13 protein-coding genes are annotated in these 18,137 nt (G+C 73.5%); 6 read left to right on the top strand and 7 right to left on the bottom strand.

The genetic code is table 11. From position 1 onward, the window contains the following. Positions 1–148 precede the first annotated feature (148 nt). The 3 genes from AB0H28_RS15570 to AB0H28_RS15560 all read right to left on the bottom strand — a co-directional run bounded on the left by AB0H28_RS15570 (position 149) and on the right by AB0H28_RS15560 (position 6,821). Positions 149–727 (bottom strand): copper chaperone PCu(A)C, encoded by a 579-nt coding sequence (locus tag AB0H28_RS15570; RefSeq protein WP_358039588.1) that lies wholly within the window; start codon positions 725–727, stop codon positions 149–151. A 181-nt stretch (positions 728–908) separates the two neighbouring features. After that, a complete protein-coding gene (locus tag AB0H28_RS15565) occupies positions 909–6,371 on the bottom strand; it encodes a carboxyl transferase domain-containing protein (RefSeq protein ID WP_358039585.1) in 5,463 nt (1,820 codons plus the stop codon). A 219-nt stretch (positions 6,372–6,590) separates the two neighbouring features. Further along, positions 6,591–6,821: a DUF2188 domain-containing protein gene (locus tag AB0H28_RS15560; protein WP_358039582.1), complete on the bottom strand. Its 231-nt coding sequence runs from the start codon at positions 6,819–6,821 to the stop codon at positions 6,591–6,593. A gap of 291 nt (positions 6,822–7,112) precedes the next feature. Here AB0H28_RS15560 and AB0H28_RS15555 point away from each other — a divergent pair, with 291 nt between their 5' ends. Further along, positions 7,113–7,772, top strand: a complete 660-nt coding sequence (locus AB0H28_RS15555) for a class I SAM-dependent methyltransferase (RefSeq protein WP_358039579.1) — start codon at positions 7,113–7,115, stop codon at positions 7,770–7,772. A 17-nt stretch (positions 7,773–7,789) separates the two neighbouring features. Here the strand turns inward: AB0H28_RS15555 and AB0H28_RS15550 are convergent, their stop codons facing one another. After that, positions 7,790–8,998 carry a sugar efflux transporter gene (locus tag AB0H28_RS15550; RefSeq protein ID WP_358039576.1) on the bottom strand — a complete coding sequence of 403 codons (1,209 nt, stop codon included), beginning with the start codon at positions 8,996–8,998 and terminating at the stop codon, positions 7,790–7,792. Positions 8,999–9,086: 88 nt separating this feature from the next. Here AB0H28_RS15550 and AB0H28_RS15545 point away from each other — a divergent pair, with 88 nt between their 5' ends. Next, positions 9,087–10,385: a DUF1800 domain-containing protein gene (locus AB0H28_RS15545; protein ID WP_358039573.1), complete on the top strand. Its 1,299-nt coding sequence runs from the start codon at positions 9,087–9,089 to the stop codon at positions 10,383–10,385. A 12-nt stretch (positions 10,386–10,397) separates the two neighbouring features. Beyond that, complete coding sequence (locus tag AB0H28_RS15540; protein ID WP_358039570.1) at positions 10,398–11,639, top strand: DUF1501 domain-containing protein; 1,242 nt, start codon at positions 10,398–10,400, stop codon at positions 11,637–11,639. A gap of 18 nt (positions 11,640–11,657) precedes the next feature. Here AB0H28_RS15540 and AB0H28_RS15535 read toward each other — a convergent pair whose 3' ends face one another. Continuing rightward, on the bottom strand, positions 11,658–13,232 hold the full coding sequence (locus AB0H28_RS15535) for an FMN-binding glutamate synthase family protein (RefSeq protein ID WP_358039567.1): 1,575 nt from the start codon (positions 13,230–13,232) through the stop codon (positions 11,658–11,660). 108 nt (positions 13,233–13,340) lie between these two features. On the opposite strand from AB0H28_RS15535, the gene AB0H28_RS15530 reads away from it, so the two are divergent. Together AB0H28_RS15530 and AB0H28_RS15525 are read left to right on the top strand one after the other, a co-directional pair. Next, the gene (locus tag AB0H28_RS15530; protein WP_358039564.1) at positions 13,341–13,661 is read left to right on the top strand and encodes a hypothetical protein; all 321 of its coding nucleotides are present in this window, start codon (positions 13,341–13,343) and stop codon (positions 13,659–13,661) included. 39 nt (positions 13,662–13,700) lie between these two features. Continuing rightward, positions 13,701–14,258, top strand: a complete 558-nt coding sequence (locus AB0H28_RS15525; RefSeq protein ID WP_358039561.1) for a DUF5872 domain-containing protein — start codon at positions 13,701–13,703, stop codon at positions 14,256–14,258. A 7-nt stretch (positions 14,259–14,265) separates the two neighbouring features. On the opposite strand, the gene AB0H28_RS15520 is transcribed toward AB0H28_RS15525, so the two are convergent. After that, positions 14,266–15,459, bottom strand: a complete 1,194-nt coding sequence (locus AB0H28_RS15520; RefSeq protein WP_358039558.1) for an endo-1,4-beta-xylanase — start codon at positions 15,457–15,459, stop codon at positions 14,266–14,268. A 190-nt stretch (positions 15,460–15,649) separates the two neighbouring features. Between AB0H28_RS15520 and AB0H28_RS15515 the strand changes: the two genes are divergently transcribed. Then, positions 15,650–17,119: an RICIN domain-containing protein gene (locus tag AB0H28_RS15515; protein WP_358039555.1), complete on the top strand. Its 1,470-nt coding sequence runs from the start codon at positions 15,650–15,652 to the stop codon at positions 17,117–17,119. On the opposite strand, the gene AB0H28_RS15510 is transcribed toward AB0H28_RS15515, so the two are convergent. After that, on the bottom strand, positions 17,116–18,120 hold the full coding sequence (locus AB0H28_RS15510) for a LacI family DNA-binding transcriptional regulator (protein ID WP_358039552.1): 1,005 nt from the start codon (positions 18,118–18,120) through the stop codon (positions 17,116–17,118). The genes AB0H28_RS15515 and AB0H28_RS15510 overlap by 4 nt on opposite strands. Positions 18,121–18,137: the final 17 nt, after the last annotated feature.

Here is an 18,137-nt window from a genome sequence, read left to right as displayed (position 1 = left end):
CTCTCCCGGCCCTCGCTGCGCTCGGTGCGGTCGGTCATGCTGGGCTGGCTGGGCATGCTCTCCCGGCCCTCGCTGCGCTCGGTGCGGTCGGTCATGCTGGGCTGGCTGGGCATGCTCTCCCGGCCCTCGCTGCGCTCGGTGCGGTCGGTCATGCCGTGGGGCTCGTGCTCATCTCCGGCATCGGGCTGTCGCCGTGGCCGGGGGCGTAGGTCTCCTGCGCGCCGGTGAACGGCTTGGCCACCGCGCTGAAGGTCTGGGTGCGGCCGTCGGCGAAGGTGAGCGTGAAGCTCAGCTCGTCGCCGGCCTTCACCGGCCTGGCGATGTTCATCAGCATCAGGTGGTCGCCGCCGGGCTCCAGCGTGGCACGCGAGTGCGCCTTGACCACGATGCCGCCCTGCTTGGGCTGCATGACCATCTTCCCGTCCTGCATGGTCATCTCGTGCAGCTCCATCGGGGAGACCTCGGTGGCCGCGCCGGTGATCGTCACGTCGGCGTCGCCGTCGTTGACCAGGGTGCCGAACGCGGCGGTCATGCCCTTGTCGGCGGCCTTCACCCACGGGTCGACGACGCCGAGCACCCCGGCCGCCGCGCTCGCCGACGCGGAGGTCGTCGCCGCCGGAGTGGTGGAGTCGTCGGCGGAACCGCAGCCGGCGACGGTGACGGCCAGCAGGGCGGCGCCGATCAGGGCCGCCCGGCGCAGGAACCGGCCGCTGGTGGTGCTGGGCATGACAGTGTCCCCTCGAAGATGGCGTTCGTGCCGTTGGTCGGACCCGAGGGGCGGAAAGTTCCAGCCGATGGGATCGGTCACGCCGGTGCGCGGCGAGCCGGCACGACACGCCGGGTCGCCGCGCACGCGAAGCGGCGGACGGCCCCGAGGGGTCCGTCCGCCGCCGGCGGTGCGATAGGGATCAGTCCAGGTGCGCCTCGATCGCCGCGATGACACGCGGACGCAGCTCGGCGGCGCCGATCACCGCGTCCACCGAGCCGACCTCGACCGCGCGCTGGATGCTGTGCACCCGGTCGAACTCGGTGGCCACCGCGCCCAGCTTCTCCGCCCGCACCGACGACCGCAGCTCGTCCAGCTCCGCGGTGAGCGTCGCGCGGTCGGTGACGGCTGCGGCGGCCACCCGGCCCTCCAGCTCGCGTACCCGGGGATCGGCCGCGGTGCGCGCGGCGACCTCGCCGGCGAAGACCACGGCGGCGGCCGGCGCGCCGCCGAGCACCGAGGCGTACGAGCCCTCGATCGCCAGCACGGTCATGGCCGGGTTGAGCGCCTTGGAGAACACCACGAACGCGCCGCCGTGGTAGCGCGAGATCACGCAGAACACGATCGGGCCGCGGAAGTTGACGATCGCCCGGCCGATCTCCGCGCCGTACTCCAGTTGCAGCTTGCGCATCGACTCCGGGGAGCCGTCGAAGCCGGACAGGTTTGCCAGCACCACGAGCGGCCGGTTGCCGCTGGCCGCGTTGATCGCCCGCGCCGCCTTCTTCGACGAGCGGGGGAACAGCGTGCCGGCGGTGTAGGTGTCCGGGCCGTCGGTGGGTGGGAAACCGTGCCGGGGCACCGAGCGGGACTCGATGCCGAGCAGGCACACCGGGATGCCGCCGAGGTGCACGTCCTGCACCACCGCGGTCTCCGCGTCGGCCATCCCGGCCCACCGCTCCAGCACCGGGTGGTCCTGGTCGGCGAGGGCGCGCATCACGGTACGAATGTCGAACGGCTTCTTCCGGTCCGGGTTCGCGGTGGCGGAGAAGATCTCCCCGACCGTGGTGAAGTCGCTGCCGGCCACCGCGTGCGGGAAGGCGCAGACGTCCCGGTCCACCGGGTCGGTGGTGGTCGCCCGGCGCGGCGTGGCCTCGCCCGGGGCCACGTACGTGTGGTCGTAGTGCGCCATCAGCACCTCGTGCGCGGCCGGCAGGTCCGGCGCCCAGTATTGTGCCTGCCCGTTCGGGCCCATCACCCGGTCGTAGCCGCCGATGCCGAAGTTGTCCTCGGCGGACACGCCGCCGGAGAAGTCCAGCGACTGCTTGCCGGTCAGCACCATCGCCGAATCGGGCGTCATGACCAGCACGCCCCTGGTGTGCATGAGCATCGTCGCCTCGGCGTTCCAGTAGGGCTGGGCGCCCACGTTGATGCCCGCCACCACGATGTTGATCTCACCGCCGGCCTGGGTGAACTCGACGATCCGCTTGAGCGCGGCGGCCACCCAGTCCATGTTCTCGGTGCCCGAGGTCATCGAGATGCGGGCGCCGGCGGAGAGCGCGTACCACTCCAGCGGCACGCCCATCCGCTGCGCCAGGTCCAGCGCGGCGATCACCCGCCGGCACTCCGGCTCGGAGAGCGCGCCGAGCGACTTCGTCGGGTCGCCGAGCAGCACCACCCGGGTGACGCCCTGCGGGTGCCGGGCCGTCGGCGTGGTCACCACGCCGGCCACGATCGCCGCGCTGTTGCGCCCCTTCGGACGGTCCACCGGCGCCAGCACGTGCTCGGCGTCCAGGTCGTGCTCGGTGAAGTCGCCGAGCAGGCCGGTCAGCTCGTACGGGTAGACCGTGTTGCGGCTGGCCGCCCGCAGCACCTTGAGCCGGTAGTCGTCGAGCGGCTCGACCGGCTCGGTCGGCGGCTCGCCGACGGTGAGCCGGGCACGCCCGGTGACGTCGAAGGCGATCCGGACGCCGACCTTGGTCAGCTCGCCGGTGCGGCGGTCCCGCTGCCGGCCGATGAACAGGATCTCCTCCAGGTCGGCGCCGACCGTCGTCGGGCCCACCCGGGCGGCGATCAGCTCCATCTCCTCACGGGTCAGCTCGCTCGGCGGCCAGACGTAGATGACGATCCGGTTGGTCGGGAACCGCACCTTGGACGGCCGCCGGGACTGCGCGCGGCGGATCGAGTCGAGGCAGGCGGCGACCGCGTCCTCGGTGGTCGGCAACGCGACCAGCCGGCCGTCCTGTTCCCGCAGCTCGGTCAGGTCACGGACCTGTGCGAACGCCACGAGCCGCTGGTCGGACGGGTTCTCCCGGGCGGCGGCCTGGAAGAGGTAGACCTCCTCGTCCAGCGAGCGCAGCCGGGTCAGGTCGAAGCCACGCAGCCGCTCCAGCTGCATCCGCTGCGCGATGTACGGGTGCAGGCCACGGATCAGCCGCTCCTCGGCCATCGCGGTGCCGTCGGGGCGGAACGTGAAGTGGTGGTGCATCACCGCGCCGCCGCGCCCGGCGACAGTGGTGGTGATGCGGCGGACCCGGTCCGGCAACGGGTGCGCGTTGATCACGTCGAGCAGCGCGGCGGCGGTGGCGTCCTGGTCCTCCGGCTGGCTCTCCCAGGCCAGGTAGACGTCCGCGTCGACCGCGTCCTCGTCCTGCGCCACCTCGGCCAGCCCGCGCAGCGCGTCGCCGAGCGCGTCGAACCGGACCGCGGCGGAGACCACGCTCGACGAGGCGCGTCCGGCCACCACGAACACGCAGCCGCCGGCCGTGCGGGTGCGCACGCCGGTGAGCGCCTTGTTGCCGTAGTAGCGCCGGGTCAGCACCTCCAGCATGGTGGCGTTGTCCAGGTTGGCCCGGACCAGTCGCTGGCCGAGCAGCCGGACCAGCGGCTCGGTGCTGCGAACCATCTCGGCGACCCGCTCGGCCCGGTCCGGCGAGTCCGGGTGGGTGTCGAGGTGACGCAGGTGGGCCCGGACCCGCGCATACACTCGGGCCCGGTTGCGGCGCAGCAGCGGCTGGGCGAACCAGGCGAACACCACGCCCCGCGCGAGGTCGGCGACGACCGGGAAGCGGACCTGGGTGGCCGAGATCAGCCGTTCCAGCGCGAGGCCGGCGGGCTCGCGCAGCGCGTCGTCCGGCGGCGGCTCCCGCAGCCACGAGCGCAGCAGCGCGGCGATCGCGGTGGCGTCGGTGGCGGCCCGCTGCTGGGCCAGGAAGATCCGGAACACCGCGGCCTCGAGCGCGGGGCAGCGGTCCAGCTCGGTGACGCCGTAGTGGCCGAGCGCCGTGGCCAGGCGGGCCCGGAACGGCTCGGGTGACCCGGCCCGCTCCACGTCGAGGCTCTGCAGGTAGGTGTGGAAGTGTTCACGGACGCTGTGCAGGTGGCCGCCGGTGCCGTCCTCGCCGGTGGGCCGGTTGCGGCTCAGCTCGGCCAGGTCGGCGAAGACGTCCACCAGCTCCAGCTCCTCGGCCAGCGGCCGGTGCCCGGCGTCGGTGGCCGCCCGCCGCGCGTCGAGGTAGTCGTCGAGCACCCGGCGCTCGTCGTGCGGGTCGACGTCGAAGCCGAGCAGCAGGCCGCGCAGGTCCTCCCGGCCGCGTTCGGCCCGGGTCCGCGCCGGCACGTCGGCGGGGGCGACGGGCAGGTCCAGCTCGGCGACCGGCTCGTCCGGGGCGGCGGCGGTCTCGTCGGCGGCGTCGGCGAGCGGCTCCAGGCGCAGCAGCGGCGCGCCGGCCTCCACCTGGGTGCCCACCGCGACGGCGGACTCCTTCAGGCGGGCCCGGAACGGCGCCCGCAGCACCGTCTCCATCTTCATCGCCTCCAGCACCAGCACCGGCGCGCCGGCCTCGACCTCAGCGCCGATCTCCAGCGGCGTGGCGACGACGAGCGCCGGCATCGGGGAGCGCACCACGCCGCCCTCGTCCCGGCTGATCCGGTGCGTCACGCCGTCCACTTCGACCAGGTGCACCGGCCCGTGGGTGCCGGTGAGCAGCCGGTGCCGCACGCCGTTGACGGCGATCTGCCCGGTGTGCCGGTCGAAGCGGTCCAGCTCGACGTCCGCGGTGCGGGCGTCGCCGCCGACCTCGATGCCGACCCGGAACCGGTGCGCGCCGACCCGCGCCACCCGCATCCGGTAGCTGACGCCGCGCAACTTCAGGTCGAGCGGCCGGCCGCTGCGGTGCTGCACCTGCGGGCGACCGCCGGCCGCGGTGGACAGCAGCCGCTGCCGCTCGGCGGTCTCGTCCTCCTCGTACGCCTCGATCGCGGCGGCGGCCAGCGCCACCGCGGAGTGCCGGTGCGCGACGAGGCGACCCTCGCCGCGGACCCGGTCGATCCAGCCGGTGTCCGCGCTGGCGTCGATCACCTCGGGCTGGTCGAGCAGGTCGAGCACGAAGCTCTTGTTCGTCGCCCCGCCCTCGATCACCACAGTGGTGTTCGCCATCGCCCGGCGCAACCGGCCGAGCGCCTCGTCCCGGTCGCGGCCGTACGCGATGATCTTCGCGATCATGGAGTCGAAGTCGGCGGGGATGGTGTCGCCCTCGCTGACCCCGGTGTCCACCCGGATGCCCGGCCCGGCGGGCAGGTCCAGCCGGCTGATCCGGCCGGGGGAGGGGGCGAAGTCGCGGTCCGGGTCCTCGGCGTTGAGCCGCGCCTCGATCGCGTGCCCGCGCTCGGCCGGCGGCGCGCCGGTGAGCCGCCCGCCGCCGGCGACGTGCAACTGCGCCTTGACCAGGTCGAACCCGGTGGTCGACTCGGTGATCGGGTGCTCGACCTGGAGCCGGGTGTTGACCTCCAGGAAGGCAAACATCCGGTCGCCGGGGTGGTAGAGGAACTCCACCGTCGCCGCGCCGCGGTAGCCGACCGCCACCGCCAGCCGCTCGGCCGACGCCTTGAGCTCGGCGGCCTGCTCCGGGCTCAGCACCGGCGACGCCGACTCCTCGATCACCTTCTGGTTGCGCCGCTGCACCGAGCAGTCCCGTACACCGAGCGCCCATGCGGTGCCCTGCCCGTCCGCGATCACCTGCACCTCGACGTGCCGGGCGCCGGTGACCAGGCGCTCCAGGAACACCACGCCGCTGCCGAACGCCCGCGCGGCCTCCTGGCTGGTGCGTTCGTAGGCGTCGGCCAGGTCGGCGTCGCTGCGGACCACCCGGATGCCGCGTCCGCCGCCGCCCGCGGTCGCCTTCAGCATCAGCGGGTAGCCGATCTCCGCCGCCGCGGCCACCGCCGCCTCCAGGCTCTCCACCGCGCCGCGGCTCCACGGCGCGACCGGCACGCCGACCTCCTCGGCGATCAGCTTCGCGCCGATCTTGTCGCCGAGCTTGCGCATCGCGTCCGGGCTGGGCCCGACGAAGGTGACGCCGACCTTCTCGCACAGCTCGGCGAAGGCCGGGTCCTCGGCCACGAACCCCCAGCCGACCCACGCGGCGTCCGCGCGGGTCTCCACCAGCGCGCGCTCCAGCACCTTCAGGTCGAGGTACGGGCGGGCGGAGGCGGGCCCCAGGTCGTAGGCGACGTCCGCCTCGCGGACGAAGGTGGCGGTGCGGTCGACGTCGGTGTGCAACGCGACGGTCTCGATCCGGCTGCCGGTCTCCGCGGCCAGTTCCCGGACCGCGTGGATGAGCCGCATGGCGGCCTCACCACGGTTGACGATGGCGACACGGGTGAACACGTGACCGTCCCCTTCGGTAGACCCAGGGTGGAGCGCCGGTCGGCGACGGCGCCCCCGGCTCGCCTCACCCTGCCGTCTGCCAGCGAGTGGCGCCATATCGTAATCACCGAACCCTGACCGGGAGCCGTTGTAGGAAACCAACAAAAGTTTTTAGCGGAAATGCGGACGGCGCCGGGCCCTCCCGGGTCCGGCGCCGTCCGGCGTTCGCGGGGCTGCCGTTCAGCCCGGGATCTCGCGGGGGTCGCGGCTGCGGGGGTAGGTGTTCTTCTCGCCGATGGTGCCGTCCTGCTTCTTGATCACGTGCTCGGCGCCTCGCTCGGCCGCCATCTCCCGGCCGGCCGCCTCCGCCTCCGCCTTCGTCTCGTGGCGACTGGTCGCGCGCTCGTTGCCCTCGGGGCGGTTCTTCCACTGCCCGTCCTGCTGATAAGTGTCGATGTCACCCTTGGTCATGCCGTCAGCTCCCCTCGGATCCGTGGTCGATGACGAGTGTCTGCCCCGGGGAGCCGCGCGCTAATCCTGCCGCGTCCCGGGCCGGCGCCGGCGCCGGCGCGCCGATTCTTCGATATCTTGCCGGGTCCGGCCATCTGGTCTGAGGGGTTGGTCCGAGGTCTCTGCGGGGTGACCCCGACCGGGCCGCCTGTTTGCCATACCGGCAAGGTTGCTTGCCGCCCGACCGTCGCGCGCGCACCATGGCGGTGCCGGGCCGCCGACGCGCACGGCGCCGAAGGAGGCAGGGGCATCATGACCGGGCACCACCAGCAGCACCACCAGAACCCACCGACGGACGCCGACCCGGCCGAGTTCTGGGACGAGCGTTACGGGCAGGCCGACCGGATCTGGAGTGGCCGGGTGAACCCGGTGCTCGCCGACGTGGCCGGCGCGCTGCCGCCCGGCACCGCGCTCGACCTGGGCTGCGGCGAGGGCGACGACGCGATCTGGCTGGCCCGCCAGGGCTGGCGGGTCACCGCCGTGGACGTCTCCGCCGTGGCGCTGGAGCGGCTCGCGACCGAGGCCGCGCGCGCCGGCGTGCCGGACCGGATCACCACCGTGCGCCGCGACGTGCTGAACCAGGGCTTCCCGGCCGGTCGCTTCGACCTGGTGTCCGCGCAGTTCTTCCAGTCCCCACTGGCGCTGCCCCGGGAGCAGGTGCTGCCCCCGGCGGCCGAGGCGGTCGCGCCCGGCGGCCGGCTGCTCGTCGTCGAGCACGGCGCGCCGCCGCCGTGGTCCGGGCTCGACCCCGACGACCCCCGCTTCGCCAGCCCGGAGCAGATCCTCGCCGCGATCGGCATCGACGCCGACCGCTGGGAAACCGAGCGGCTCGGAGAGTTCCGCCGCACCGCCACCCACGACGGGCACACCGGGGAACTGGTCGACCACGTGGTGCTGGCCCGCCGACGCTGACCGCCCGCGCGGAAGCGTCAGGCCGCCGCCGCCGCCGCCGACCGTCCGGGCCGGGTCAGCACCAGGACCAGCAGGCCGGCCGCGCACAACGCGGTGTTCATCACGTACGCCCAGCGGAAGCCGACCTGCGCGGAGAGCCCCAGCAACGGACCGGCCAGCATGGCGCCGATCGGGAACGTGTTGGTGAACAGCGTGGTGGCCCGGCCGGGCTGGCCCGGCAGCAGATCCTGCACGTAGGCGATGCCGACGCCGGACACCGCGGCGATGAACAGCGCGTTGACCGGCTGCGCGCCGAGCAGCACCGGCACGCCGGGAGCCACGGCCGCGACCGCGTAGTAGGCGACGCCGCAGGCGCCGCCGAACAGGACCAGCGTGCGCAGCCGAACCCGCGCGGTGAGCGCGCCCAGCCCCAGCATCAGCGGGATCTCCAACGCCGCGCAGAGGCCCAGCACCAGGCCCGCCTGCGCCGGGTCGCCGCGCAGCTCCCGCCCGATGAACAACGGCAGCACCTGCACGCCCAGCGTCAGGGGGCACTGCAACATGGTGAAGGCGGCCACGGTCAGCGCCAGCCGCCACCGCGACGCGGCCGGCGCGGCGGCGCCCCGCTCGTCGGCGGGCGGTCTCGGCGGGACGGGCACCTCCGCCAACCGGAGCGTGGCCACCAGCGCCGCGAGCGCGTACATGACCGCGGCCGTGCCGTAGACCAACCGGAACCCGCCGACGGAGAGCAGGACCGCGGCCAGCGGCGGCCCGCCGACCCAGGCCAGCGAGAAGACGGTACGCAGGGCGCTGATGCCCAGCGCGGCCCGCCCGGGACTGTCCCGGTCGAGCAGCTGGCGGGCGTAGGCGAACGACTGCGGGAACAACGAGCCCGCCAGGGCCGTGAGGGTCACGGTCAACCCCAGCAGGAGCCAGTAGTCGCGCACGAACGCGGTCAGCCCGGCGCCCACCATGCCGGCCAGCGCGGCACCGATCAGCAGCCGGCGGCGGATCGGCCACCGGTCCGACAGGCGCCCGACGAGCGCGGCGACGGCCACCCCGGACAGCGGCGCGAGCACCAGGAAGACGGTGACCCGCAGCGGGCCGGCGCGCACCTCGCTGTCGAGGAACAGCGACAGGAACGGCAGCACCACGGCGGTCGAGGTGCCGACGGTCAGGAACACCAGGGCCAACGGCAGCAGCCGGAGGCGACCGGCGCGCACCGCCGGCCTGGTGTCCACAGCCATGCCGCGCACGCTACGCCCCACCGGTGACAGATCCCGCCCGGACCCGACCCTTACCGTCCTCGAACACCGCGCCGCTAACGTCGGCGCCATGACGGAACGGGAAGCGGTGGCGCACCTGTTGCGGCGGGCGACGTTCGGGCCGACCGCCGACGAGGTGGACGCCGCCGCACGCGCCGGCCTCGCCGCCACCCTCGACCGGCTGCTCGGCCCCACCGGCACCGACCGGGGCGCGACGGCCACCCCCACACCCGACCTCGGCCCGGACCCGGCGGCGGCGCTCGGCAAGGGCGCCACCCGCGAGCGACGCCAGCAGGCCAATCGCGAGCGTCGCGAGCAGGTGGACACGTTGACCGCCTGGTGGCTGGCCCGGATGGTCGCCGCCGAGCACCAGTGCGACGAGAAGCTGCTGTTCTTCTGGCACGGGCACTGGGCCACCAGCGTGCGCAAGGTCCGCTCCGCGCCGCTGATGCTGCGCCAACTGGAGACCCTGCGCCGACTCGGCCGCGGGCCGCTGCCGCCGCTCGTCGACGCGATGGTGCGGGACCCGGCACTCATCCTCTGGCTCGACGGCCAGCAGAACACCAGGAAGGCGCCGAACGAGAACCTGGCCCGGGAATTGATGGAGCTGTTCACCCTCGGCCTCGGTGGCTACCGCGAGACCGACGTGAAGGAGGGCGCGCGGGCGCTCACCGGCTGGACGGTGGACCGGCGCACCGGCGACGCGCGGTTCGCGCCCCGGCGGCACGATCCCGGCCCGAAGACGATCCTCGGGCGCAGCGCCGCCTTCGACGCCGGCTCCTACGCGGCGCTGCTCGCCGGCCGCCCGGAGGCGGCCCGGTTCGTCGCCGGTCGACTCTGGTTCCGCTACGCCGGCACGCAGGTGCCCGCCCCGGCGGACCTCGCCGGCCCGGACACCGTCGGCACGTTGCGCCGGATCTTCACCGCGCCGGCGTTCGCGCAGACCCGCGACACGCTGGTCAAACAACCCGTCGAATGGCTGGTCGGCGCCGCCCGACAGTTGGGCGTACGCCCGTCGGCGTTGCCTGAGGCGGCCCGGCGCCGGCTGTCGGCCGCACTCGCCGCCCTGGACCAGGTGCCGTTGCGTCCGCCGAGCGTCGGCGGCTGGCCGGCCGGCACGGCCTGGCTGACCACCTCGTCGTTGCAGGCCCGGCTGCGGGTCGCCGACCAGTTGGCCGGCGTCGCCGATGCGCGGGCGCTGGGCCGGCTCGCCGCCGCCCCACCGGCGGCCCGCCCCGACGCGCTGGCGCGGCTGCTGGTGGTCGACCGGTGGAGCGACCGCACCCGGGCCGCCCTGACCCCGCTGGCCGGACAGCCCCGCCGATTGCTGGTGGCCGGCCTGGTCAGCCCCGAGTACGCGGTCAGTTGAGAGGAGCGATCCGTGGACGTCCTGACCCGACGGCGGTTCCTGGTGGCCAGTGGCGTGGTCGGCGCGACCGCCCTGGCCGGCGGCGCCGCCGCCTACCGCCTGAACGACCTGCTCGACACCGCCGGCGACCGTGACCCGCAGGCCCGCACGCTGGTCCTGGTCACCCTCTACGGCGGCAACGACGGACTGAACACCGTCGTGCCGTACGCCGACCCGGCATACCGGGATGCGCGGCCCGAGCTGGCCTACTCCGCCGAGGAGGTGCTGCGGCTCGACGACGGCAGCGGTCTCAACCCGGCGCTGACCGGACTGCACCGGGCCTACGGCGCGGGCCGGCTCGCGGTGGTGCGCGGCGTCGGCTACCCGAGGCCGGACCGCAGCCACTTCCGGTCCATGGACATCTGGCACACCGCCCAACCGGACCGGCCCGGCACCACCGGCTGGCTGGGTCGCTGGCTCGACCGGGCCGGCGCCGACCCCCGGCTCGCGGTGTCGTTCGAGCCCGCCCTGCCGCCGCTGCTGGCCGGCCAGCGCGGCGCCGGTGCGTCGGTGCCGGTGACCGAGCGGGAGAACACGCCCCGCCTCGGCGCCGACACGCTCGCCGCGCTGGCCGCCGAGGCGCCGGACGACTCACCCGCCCGCGCCCGCGCCGCGGCCTGCTTCGCCGACCTGCGCGCGGTCGACGCGATGGTCCGGCAGGTCCGCGACACGCCGGACGGGCCGGAGACCGAGGACGACGGGGAGACCGCGCCGGCCACCGCCACCGGCGGCGCCCGCGCCTCGCTGGACGCGCAGCTCGACCTCGTCGCGCGGTGCGTCGAGGCGGGGGTGGTCACCCGGGTCTTCTCCGTCTCGCTCGGCGGCTTCGACACCCACGCCGACGAGAAGCAGCTCCAGCAGGTGCTGCTCGGGCAACTCGACGGCGCGTTGAGCCGCTTCACCGACCGGATGGCCCGGACCGAGGCGGGACGGAAGGTGGTGGTGGCCGTCTACTCGGAGTTCGGCCGCCGGGTCCGGGCCAACGCCTCCGACGGCACCGACCACGGCACCGCGTCGAACCTGCTGCTGCTGGGCGACCCGGTCGACGGCGGGCTGCACGGCGAGCCGCCCAGCCTCACCGACCTCGACGACGGCGACCTGAAGTTCACCACCGACTTCCGGGACGTCTACGCCACGCTGCTGGAGCGGGTGCTGGACACCGATGCCGGCGCGGTCCTCGCCGGCTGGCGGGGGCGGCTCGCCGGAGTGCTCTGAGCACGCGGCGGCGGGACGTCAGCCGACGGCGGTGGGGGAGGGGGGCGCGCTGCCGCCGCGTGGTGCCTCCGGCGTCATCAGCCGGACGATCTCCGCCCGGTCGGCGGCCGACGGCAGACCCCACTCCGGCCGGTAGCCGTACACCTGGTCCAGCGGGGTGGAGGCGGTGCGGCCGTCGGCGATCTCGACGGAGTCGGTGCCGATCAGCCCGGGGTGCTCGACCCCGCACGCCTCGGCGACCCGCACCAGGTCCCGACGCAGCGTACGCAGGTAGTTGGCGGCGCGCACCGACTTGCGGGCCGGGTCCAGGCCCCGGGCCAGCCAGGCGTTCTGGGTGGCGACGCCGGTCGGGCAGGTGTCGGTGTGACACTTCTGCGCCTGGATGCAGCCGATCGCCAGCATCGCCTCCCGGCCCACGTTCACCATGTCGGCGCCGAGCGCGAACGCGACCACCGCGTTGTCCGGCAGGCCGAGCTTGCCGGCGCCGACGAACACCACCTGCTCGTGCAGGCCACGCTCGGCGAACGTCCGGTAGACGCGGGAGAAGCCCTGCTGGAACGGCAGCGACACCGAGTCGCTGAAGATCAGCGGGGCGGCGCCGGTGCCGCCCTCGCCGCCGTCGACGGTCACGAAGTCCACGCCGCGGCCGGTGTCACGCATCAGCTCGGTCAGCTCCGTCCAGAAACCGAGATCACCGACGGCGGACTTGATGCCGACCGGCAGGCCGGTCTCGGCGGCCAGCAGCTCCACCCAGTCCAGCAGGCTGTCGCAGTCGGAGAACTCGGCGTGCCGCGACGGGCTGACGCAGTCCCGCCCGGCCGGGACGCCCCGGGTCGCGGCGATCTCGGCGGAGACCTTCGCCGCCGGCAGCAGGCCGCCGAGGCTCGGCTTGGCGCCCTGACTGAGCTTGATCTCCAACGCCCGCACCGGCGCACCCGCCACCAGGTCCTTGAGCCGTTCCAGGCTGAACCGGCCGTGCTCGTCGCGGCAGCCGAAGTAGGCGGTGCCCAGCTGCAGGACCAGCTCACCACCGTTGCGGTGGTATGGCGACAGCCCGCCCTCGCCGGTGTTGTGCAGGCAGCCGGCGAGCGCGGCGCCCCGGTTCAGCGCCTCGATCGCGTTGGCGGAGAGCGAGCCGAAGCTCATCCCGGAGATGTTGACCACCGACTCCGGCCGGAATGCCCGCGCCCGGCCGCGCGCCGCGCCCAGCACCTTCGCGCAGGGGAGCGTCACGTCGTGCCCGGCGCGCGGCGCGGACGGCGGCACGGCCCGGCCGAAGGTGCGATGCTTGATGATCGGATAGCCGCGGGTGTGCTCGATGTCGTTGTCGGTGCCGAACCCGAAGTAGTTGTTCTCCTGCTTCGCCGAGGCGTACACCCAGCGCCGCTGGTCGCGGGTGAAGGGCCGCTCCTCGTCGTTGCCGGCCACGACGTACTGCCGCAGCTCCGGCCCGATCGACTCGATCAGGTAGCGGGCGCGGCCGAGGACGGGGAAGTTGCGCCGCAGCGCGTGGTCACGTTGCAGCAGGTCCCGCGCGGCCATCGCGGCGACGGCGGCGACGGCGGCGGGTACGGCTCTTCTGGCCCAGCTCATCCCGCCACTCTTTCCGCCGCGGGCGTCGGTCAAACTCCCGGTGGAACCCGGGCGGGAGGCGTACCACCCCCGGGGTCGGCGGACGCCGGGTTCGGCGGCGACACCCGGATGCCGCACGTGCTCGGCGACCGGGGCGAGATCGTCGCGGTCCTGTTCGGGCACCCGCTGACCGTCGGCCGGAGCGAGGGGCCGACCAACAAGATCCTCTGGGTGTCCGCTCCGGCGGCGACCTCGCCGGACCCGACCGCGTCGACCACACTGGTGATCACGGCGACCCTCGACGGCGCCGGCACCCAGGTCACCCAGGAGGTCGCCGGCGGCCCCGGACCGTCCATCGTCGACCTGCCCACGGCCGGTTGCTGGCATCTGCGGCTGGCCTGGTCCGGCCGGGTCGACACGCTGGACCTCACCTACCGGGCCGCCGGCTGAGGCGGGCATGGCCGGGCCCGGTCCGGGTAACGCCGGGTCATGGCGAAGTACACGAAGCCGGAGCTCCGGGAGCGGCTCAAGGAGGAGATCAAGGCCTCCGACAAGGGTGGCCGGCCGGGGCAGTGGTCGGCCCGCAAGTCGCAGCTGCTGACGAACGAGTACAAGAAGCGTGGCGGGGGCTTCGAGGGTCCGAAGGACGCGCGGCAGCGCTCGTTGCAGCGCTGGGGCGGCGAGCAGTGGCAGACCCGCACCGGCGACACGCGCGCGCGCCACGACGGCGAAACCCGCCGTTACCTTCCGAAACAGGCATGGGAGGAGCTGTCGGAGAAGGATCGGCGGGCGACCGACACCCGCAAGCGGCGCGCGTCGCGCTCCGGCCGGCAGTACGTCTCGAACACCGGCCCGGCGAAGCGGGCGCGCCGGGACGCGACCGCCGCCGAGCGGGTGACCGAGATGCCGGTGGCCGAGGCGGTCAAGCTGGTGCGCGACCTCGACAAGCGCCAGCTTGACGCGGCGCTGCGCCGTGAGCGCGGCGGCAGGTCCCGCAGCACGCTGATCCGGCGGCTGGAGTCGGAACTCCGCCGCCGGTCGGCGTGAGCTTGGCCTACCGGTGTGGCCGCTGCGGGACGCGGGGCAGCACGAACGGCGGGCCGGAGTAGATGAGGTCGGCCTTCAGCTCCTGGTAGGCCCGCTTCGGCTGGTAGTTCTCGTCGTAGACGGTGGCCAGGCCCTCCGGCGGGTCGGAGAACGCGCCGGGCACCCAGGAGTGCTTGTCGGTGAAGCCCCAGAGGGTGAACGACAGGCAGTGCCGTTCGGCCAGGCAGGCCCGCAGCAGGGTGCTGAAGTTGGCCGCGGACGCCTGCAACCGGGGGTTGATCTCGGCGGAGTCGCCCGCCTCGACCCCCGCGGTGATCTGGCTGCGCACGTCCACCTCGGTGAGCGCTGTCGCCAGCCCCAGGCCGGCGAACCTGCGCAGCGCGGCGGCGACCTGGAGGGTGTCGTAGTTGCCGTACTGGGTGCCCAGGTGGCCCTGGCTGCCGACACCGTCGATAGGCACGCCCCGGGCGCGCAGGTCACGGGCCATCTCGTAGACGAACTGCGTCTTGTCGTCGGCCGGGTTGCCGGAGCCGAACGCCTCGATGTTGTAGTCGTTGTAGAACAGCAGCGCCTTCGGGTCGGCGGCGCGGGCCCAGCGGAACGCGTCGGCGATGTAGCCGGGGCCCAGGTGCTGTGCCCAGAAGCCCTTGTAGTGCAGGGTGGACGGGGTGTCCCAGGGGTCGCTGACCGCCTCGTTCACCACGTCCCACTGCCAGATCTGGCCCTTGAAGTGGCGGACCACCGCGGTGATGTGGTCGCGCAGGATGCGGCGTAGCTCGGTGGCGTCGATGGAGCCGTCCTCGACGCCGCTGGTCAGCCAGGTCGGGAGCTGGTTGTGCCAGACCAGCACGTGGCCGCGGACCCGCTGGTGGTGCTGGCGGGCGAAGGCGACCAACTCGTCGGCCGGTCCCCAGTTGTAGGTGCCCCGGGTGGGCTCCAGGCTTTCCCACTTCATCACGTTCTCGGCGGTGACGGTGGAGAACTCGGACCCGGCCAGCTCGCGGTAGCGCGGCTCGGCGGCGTCGTCGAGGGCGGCCATGTCGACCGCGGTGCCCACGTACAGGCCGTGGCGCTTGGCCAGGTCGCGCAGGGTCTGCGTGGTCGGGTCGTAGGGGCGCCCGGCGGTGGCGGGCACGACGTTGAGGGTGGCGGCGGTCGCCACGGCGACGAGGCCGGCGGCGATCCAGCGGCTCGGTTTCATGGTGGTCCTTCCGGCGAGCGCGAACGTCCGAAACTTCCGGGAACTTTTCCGAAACTCGGCCGGCACGTTACGGCGGTCGATGTGATCCCGTCAATCGCCCGCGACCCGATCCGAAATCTTGAGGTATCGTCATGTTAACGTAAACATCGATGTGCATCGCTTGAGGACGCGCGGGATGAGGCGGGGCCGAATGGTTCGTCGGACGCTGATCGGGCTGGTCACGGCCATCACCGCGATGGTCGGCGGCATCGTCGTCGCCTCGTCGCCGGCGACCGCCGCCACCGACGGTTTCCGCGGCATGAACTGGGCCGTGCTCGGCGACAACTTCAGCACCGGCCCACTCGTGGTGCAGGGCCTGAGCGCCTCCGACAGCAACGCGACGGTGCGGGCCAAGGCCAACGCGCTCTACGACGAGATGGCTGCCCGGATGGGGGTCAACACCGTCCGGCTGCCGATCAACACCCACACGGTGGGGACCGCGTGGTGGAACGCCTACCGGGGCGCGATCGACGCCGCCACCGAACGCGGTTTCAAGGTCATCCTGGCCTACTGGGAGGACGGCGCCGCCTCCGGCGGCCGGATCACGAACCTCGCCGCCTGGAACGCGATGTGGTCCACCGTCACCAACACCTACGGCGCGAACGGCAACGTCTACTTCGAACCGATGAACGAGCCGCACGGCTACACCTCGGCGCAGTGGCGCGACGTCGCCGCCGAGTGGCTGCGGTACCACTACTCGGCGGTGCCCGCCCGGGTGCTGATCGGCGGCACCGGCTTCAGCCAGGACCTGCGCGACGTCTGCAACGATCCCCGCTTCGCCTCGACGTTGTTCTCCTTCCACCACTACGCGTTCTTCTACGATGCGATGAGCTACGACGCCTTCCGCAGCCACATCCAGACCCGGCTGGGAAACTGCGCCTCCCGCGCCGTGACCACCGAGTTCGGCGCGCCGATGAACGACGGCCGCGACTACGCCGACGCGAACAGCACCGACAACTTCGTCCGCCACATCCGCGCCGTGGCCCAGGTGATGCGCGACAACCGGATGGGCGGCACCTACTGGCCCGCCCTCGGCGGCAAGCCCGGCAGCATCGGCTACGACTGGTACTCGATGTTCTCCCTCAGCGGCAGCGGCACCGATCTGCACCTGACCGTCCGCAACGCCTCCGGCGCGGACCGGATCCGCTACGGCTGGGGCGACGCCGTCGGCGGCGGACCCACTACGCCACCGCCGTCCACCGCAACGTTCTACCGGCTCACCGTGCGGCACAGCGGCAAGGCGATGGACGTCCAGTCACCCAACACCGACAACGGCGCGCGCGTCGGCCAGTACACCTACCGCGGCAACGCCTGGCAGCAGTGGCAGTTCGCCGACGCCGGCAGCGGCTACTGGCGCCTGGTCAGCCGGCACAGCGGCAAGTGCCTCGACGTGGTGAGCGCCTCCACCGCCGACGGCGCCGAGCTGATCCAGTACACCTGCGGCACCGGCGCCAACCAGCAGTTCCAGATGATCACCGACGGTGACTGGTTCCAGCTCCGCGCCCGGCACAGCGGCAAGTGCGTCGACGTGCCCGCCGCCTCGACCGCCGACGGCGTGGTCCTCATCCAGTACACCTGCAACGCCGGCGCCAACCAGCGGTGGTCGCGCGCGGCCGTCTAGTCGTGCGGCCGGCAGGAGGCCCGCACCACCAGCTCGGTGGGGAGCCGGATGTGCGCGTCGCGTTCCACGCCGGCGATCAGGTCGATCAGCAGGCGTAGCGACTCGGCGCCCATCCGTTGCAGCGGTTGCCGGATCGTGGTCAGCGGCGGGTCGACGAGCGCCGACTCCGGGACGTTGTCGAAGCCGATCACCGACAGCTCGTCCGGGACCGCGATGCCCAGGTTGCGGGCGACGTCGAGCGTGGAGATCGCGGACAGGTCGTTTCCGGCGAAGATGGCGGTCGGCCGGTCGGGCAGCGCCAGCAGTTCCGTCGCGGTGCCGGCGGCGCCCTCGATCCGGAAGCCGCCGACGCGGACGAGTCGCTCGTCCACCGCGACCCCGGCGTCGGCCATGGCCTGCCGGAAGCCGGCCTCGCGCAGGCGTGCCGACTCCAGGTCCGGCCGGCCGCTGATGTGCCCGATCCGGCGGTGGCCGAGGGAGAGCAGGTAGTTGGTCGCCAGCACGGCTCCGGCGAAGTTGTCGGAGTCGACGGTGGGCAGGCCGGACGGGCCGGTGTGCGGGTCGACGGCCACCACGTGGAAGCCGTGCTTCGTCTCGACCACGGTCGGCGTCACGATGACCGCGCCGTCGATGAGCGTCCCGGACAGCCGGGCCAACGACCGCCGCTCCCAGCCGATGGCGGCGCCCTCGCCGTCGCCGCTGGAGTAGGCGAGCAGTTGGTAGCCGCTGCCGGCCACCTCCCGGGAGGCGCCCTTGAGCAGCTCGGTCGAGAACGGCTCGAACTCGGCGACCAGGATGCCCAGGACGTTCGTCCGGTGGCTGCGCAGGCTCTGCGCCCCCAGGTCGGCCTCGTATCCCAGCTCGTGGATGACCTGTTGCACGCGCTCGACGGTGGCCTGGGCAACGCCGTACCGGCCATTGACAACTTTTGATACGGTCGCCACCGAGACGCCGGCGGTACGTGCCACGTCGGACATCTTGACGCGCTGCGGGAAGGCCACGCGACGATGATAGAGGG

The organism is Micromonospora sp. NPDC050980 (genome assembly GCF_040653835.1).
Lineage (GTDB): Bacteria > Actinomycetota > Actinomycetes > Mycobacteriales > Micromonosporaceae > Micromonospora.
Note: the sequence above shows the minus strand (reverse complement) of the source record. Positions and strands in the feature narration are given on the sequence as shown.

What these genes read in the sequence shown, in the direction of transcription:
- AB0H28_RS15525 (WP_358039561.1), top strand. Translation starts at nt 13,701, where the DNA reads ATGGCGAAGTACACGAAGCCGGAGCTCCGGGAGCGGCTCAAGGAGGAG.
- AB0H28_RS15550 (WP_358039576.1), bottom strand. Translation starts at nt 8,998, where the DNA reads ATGGCTGTGGACACCAGGCCGGCGGTGCGCGCCGGTCGCCTCCGGCTG.
- AB0H28_RS15520 (WP_358039558.1), bottom strand. Translation starts at nt 15,459, where the DNA reads ATGAAACCGAGCCGCTGGATCGCCGCCGGCCTCGTCGCCGTGGCGACC.
- AB0H28_RS15545 (WP_358039573.1), top strand. Translation starts at nt 9,087, where the DNA reads ATGACGGAACGGGAAGCGGTGGCGCACCTGTTGCGGCGGGCGACGTTC.
- AB0H28_RS15555 (WP_358039579.1), top strand. Translation starts at nt 7,113, where the DNA reads ATGACCGGGCACCACCAGCAGCACCACCAGAACCCACCGACGGACGCC.
- AB0H28_RS15535 (WP_358039567.1), bottom strand. Translation starts at nt 13,232, where the DNA reads ATGAGCTGGGCCAGAAGAGCCGTACCCGCCGCCGTCGCCGCCGTCGCC.
- AB0H28_RS15515 (WP_358039555.1), top strand. Translation starts at nt 15,650, where the DNA reads ATGGTTCGTCGGACGCTGATCGGGCTGGTCACGGCCATCACCGCGATG.
- AB0H28_RS15570 (WP_358039588.1), bottom strand. Translation starts at nt 727, where the DNA reads ATGCCCAGCACCACCAGCGGCCGGTTCCTGCGCCGGGCGGCCCTGATC.
- AB0H28_RS15560 (WP_358039582.1), bottom strand. Translation starts at nt 6,821, where the DNA reads ATGACCAAGGGTGACATCGACACTTATCAGCAGGACGGGCAGTGGAAG.
- AB0H28_RS15530 (WP_358039564.1), top strand. Translation starts at nt 13,341, where the DNA reads ATGCCGCACGTGCTCGGCGACCGGGGCGAGATCGTCGCGGTCCTGTTC.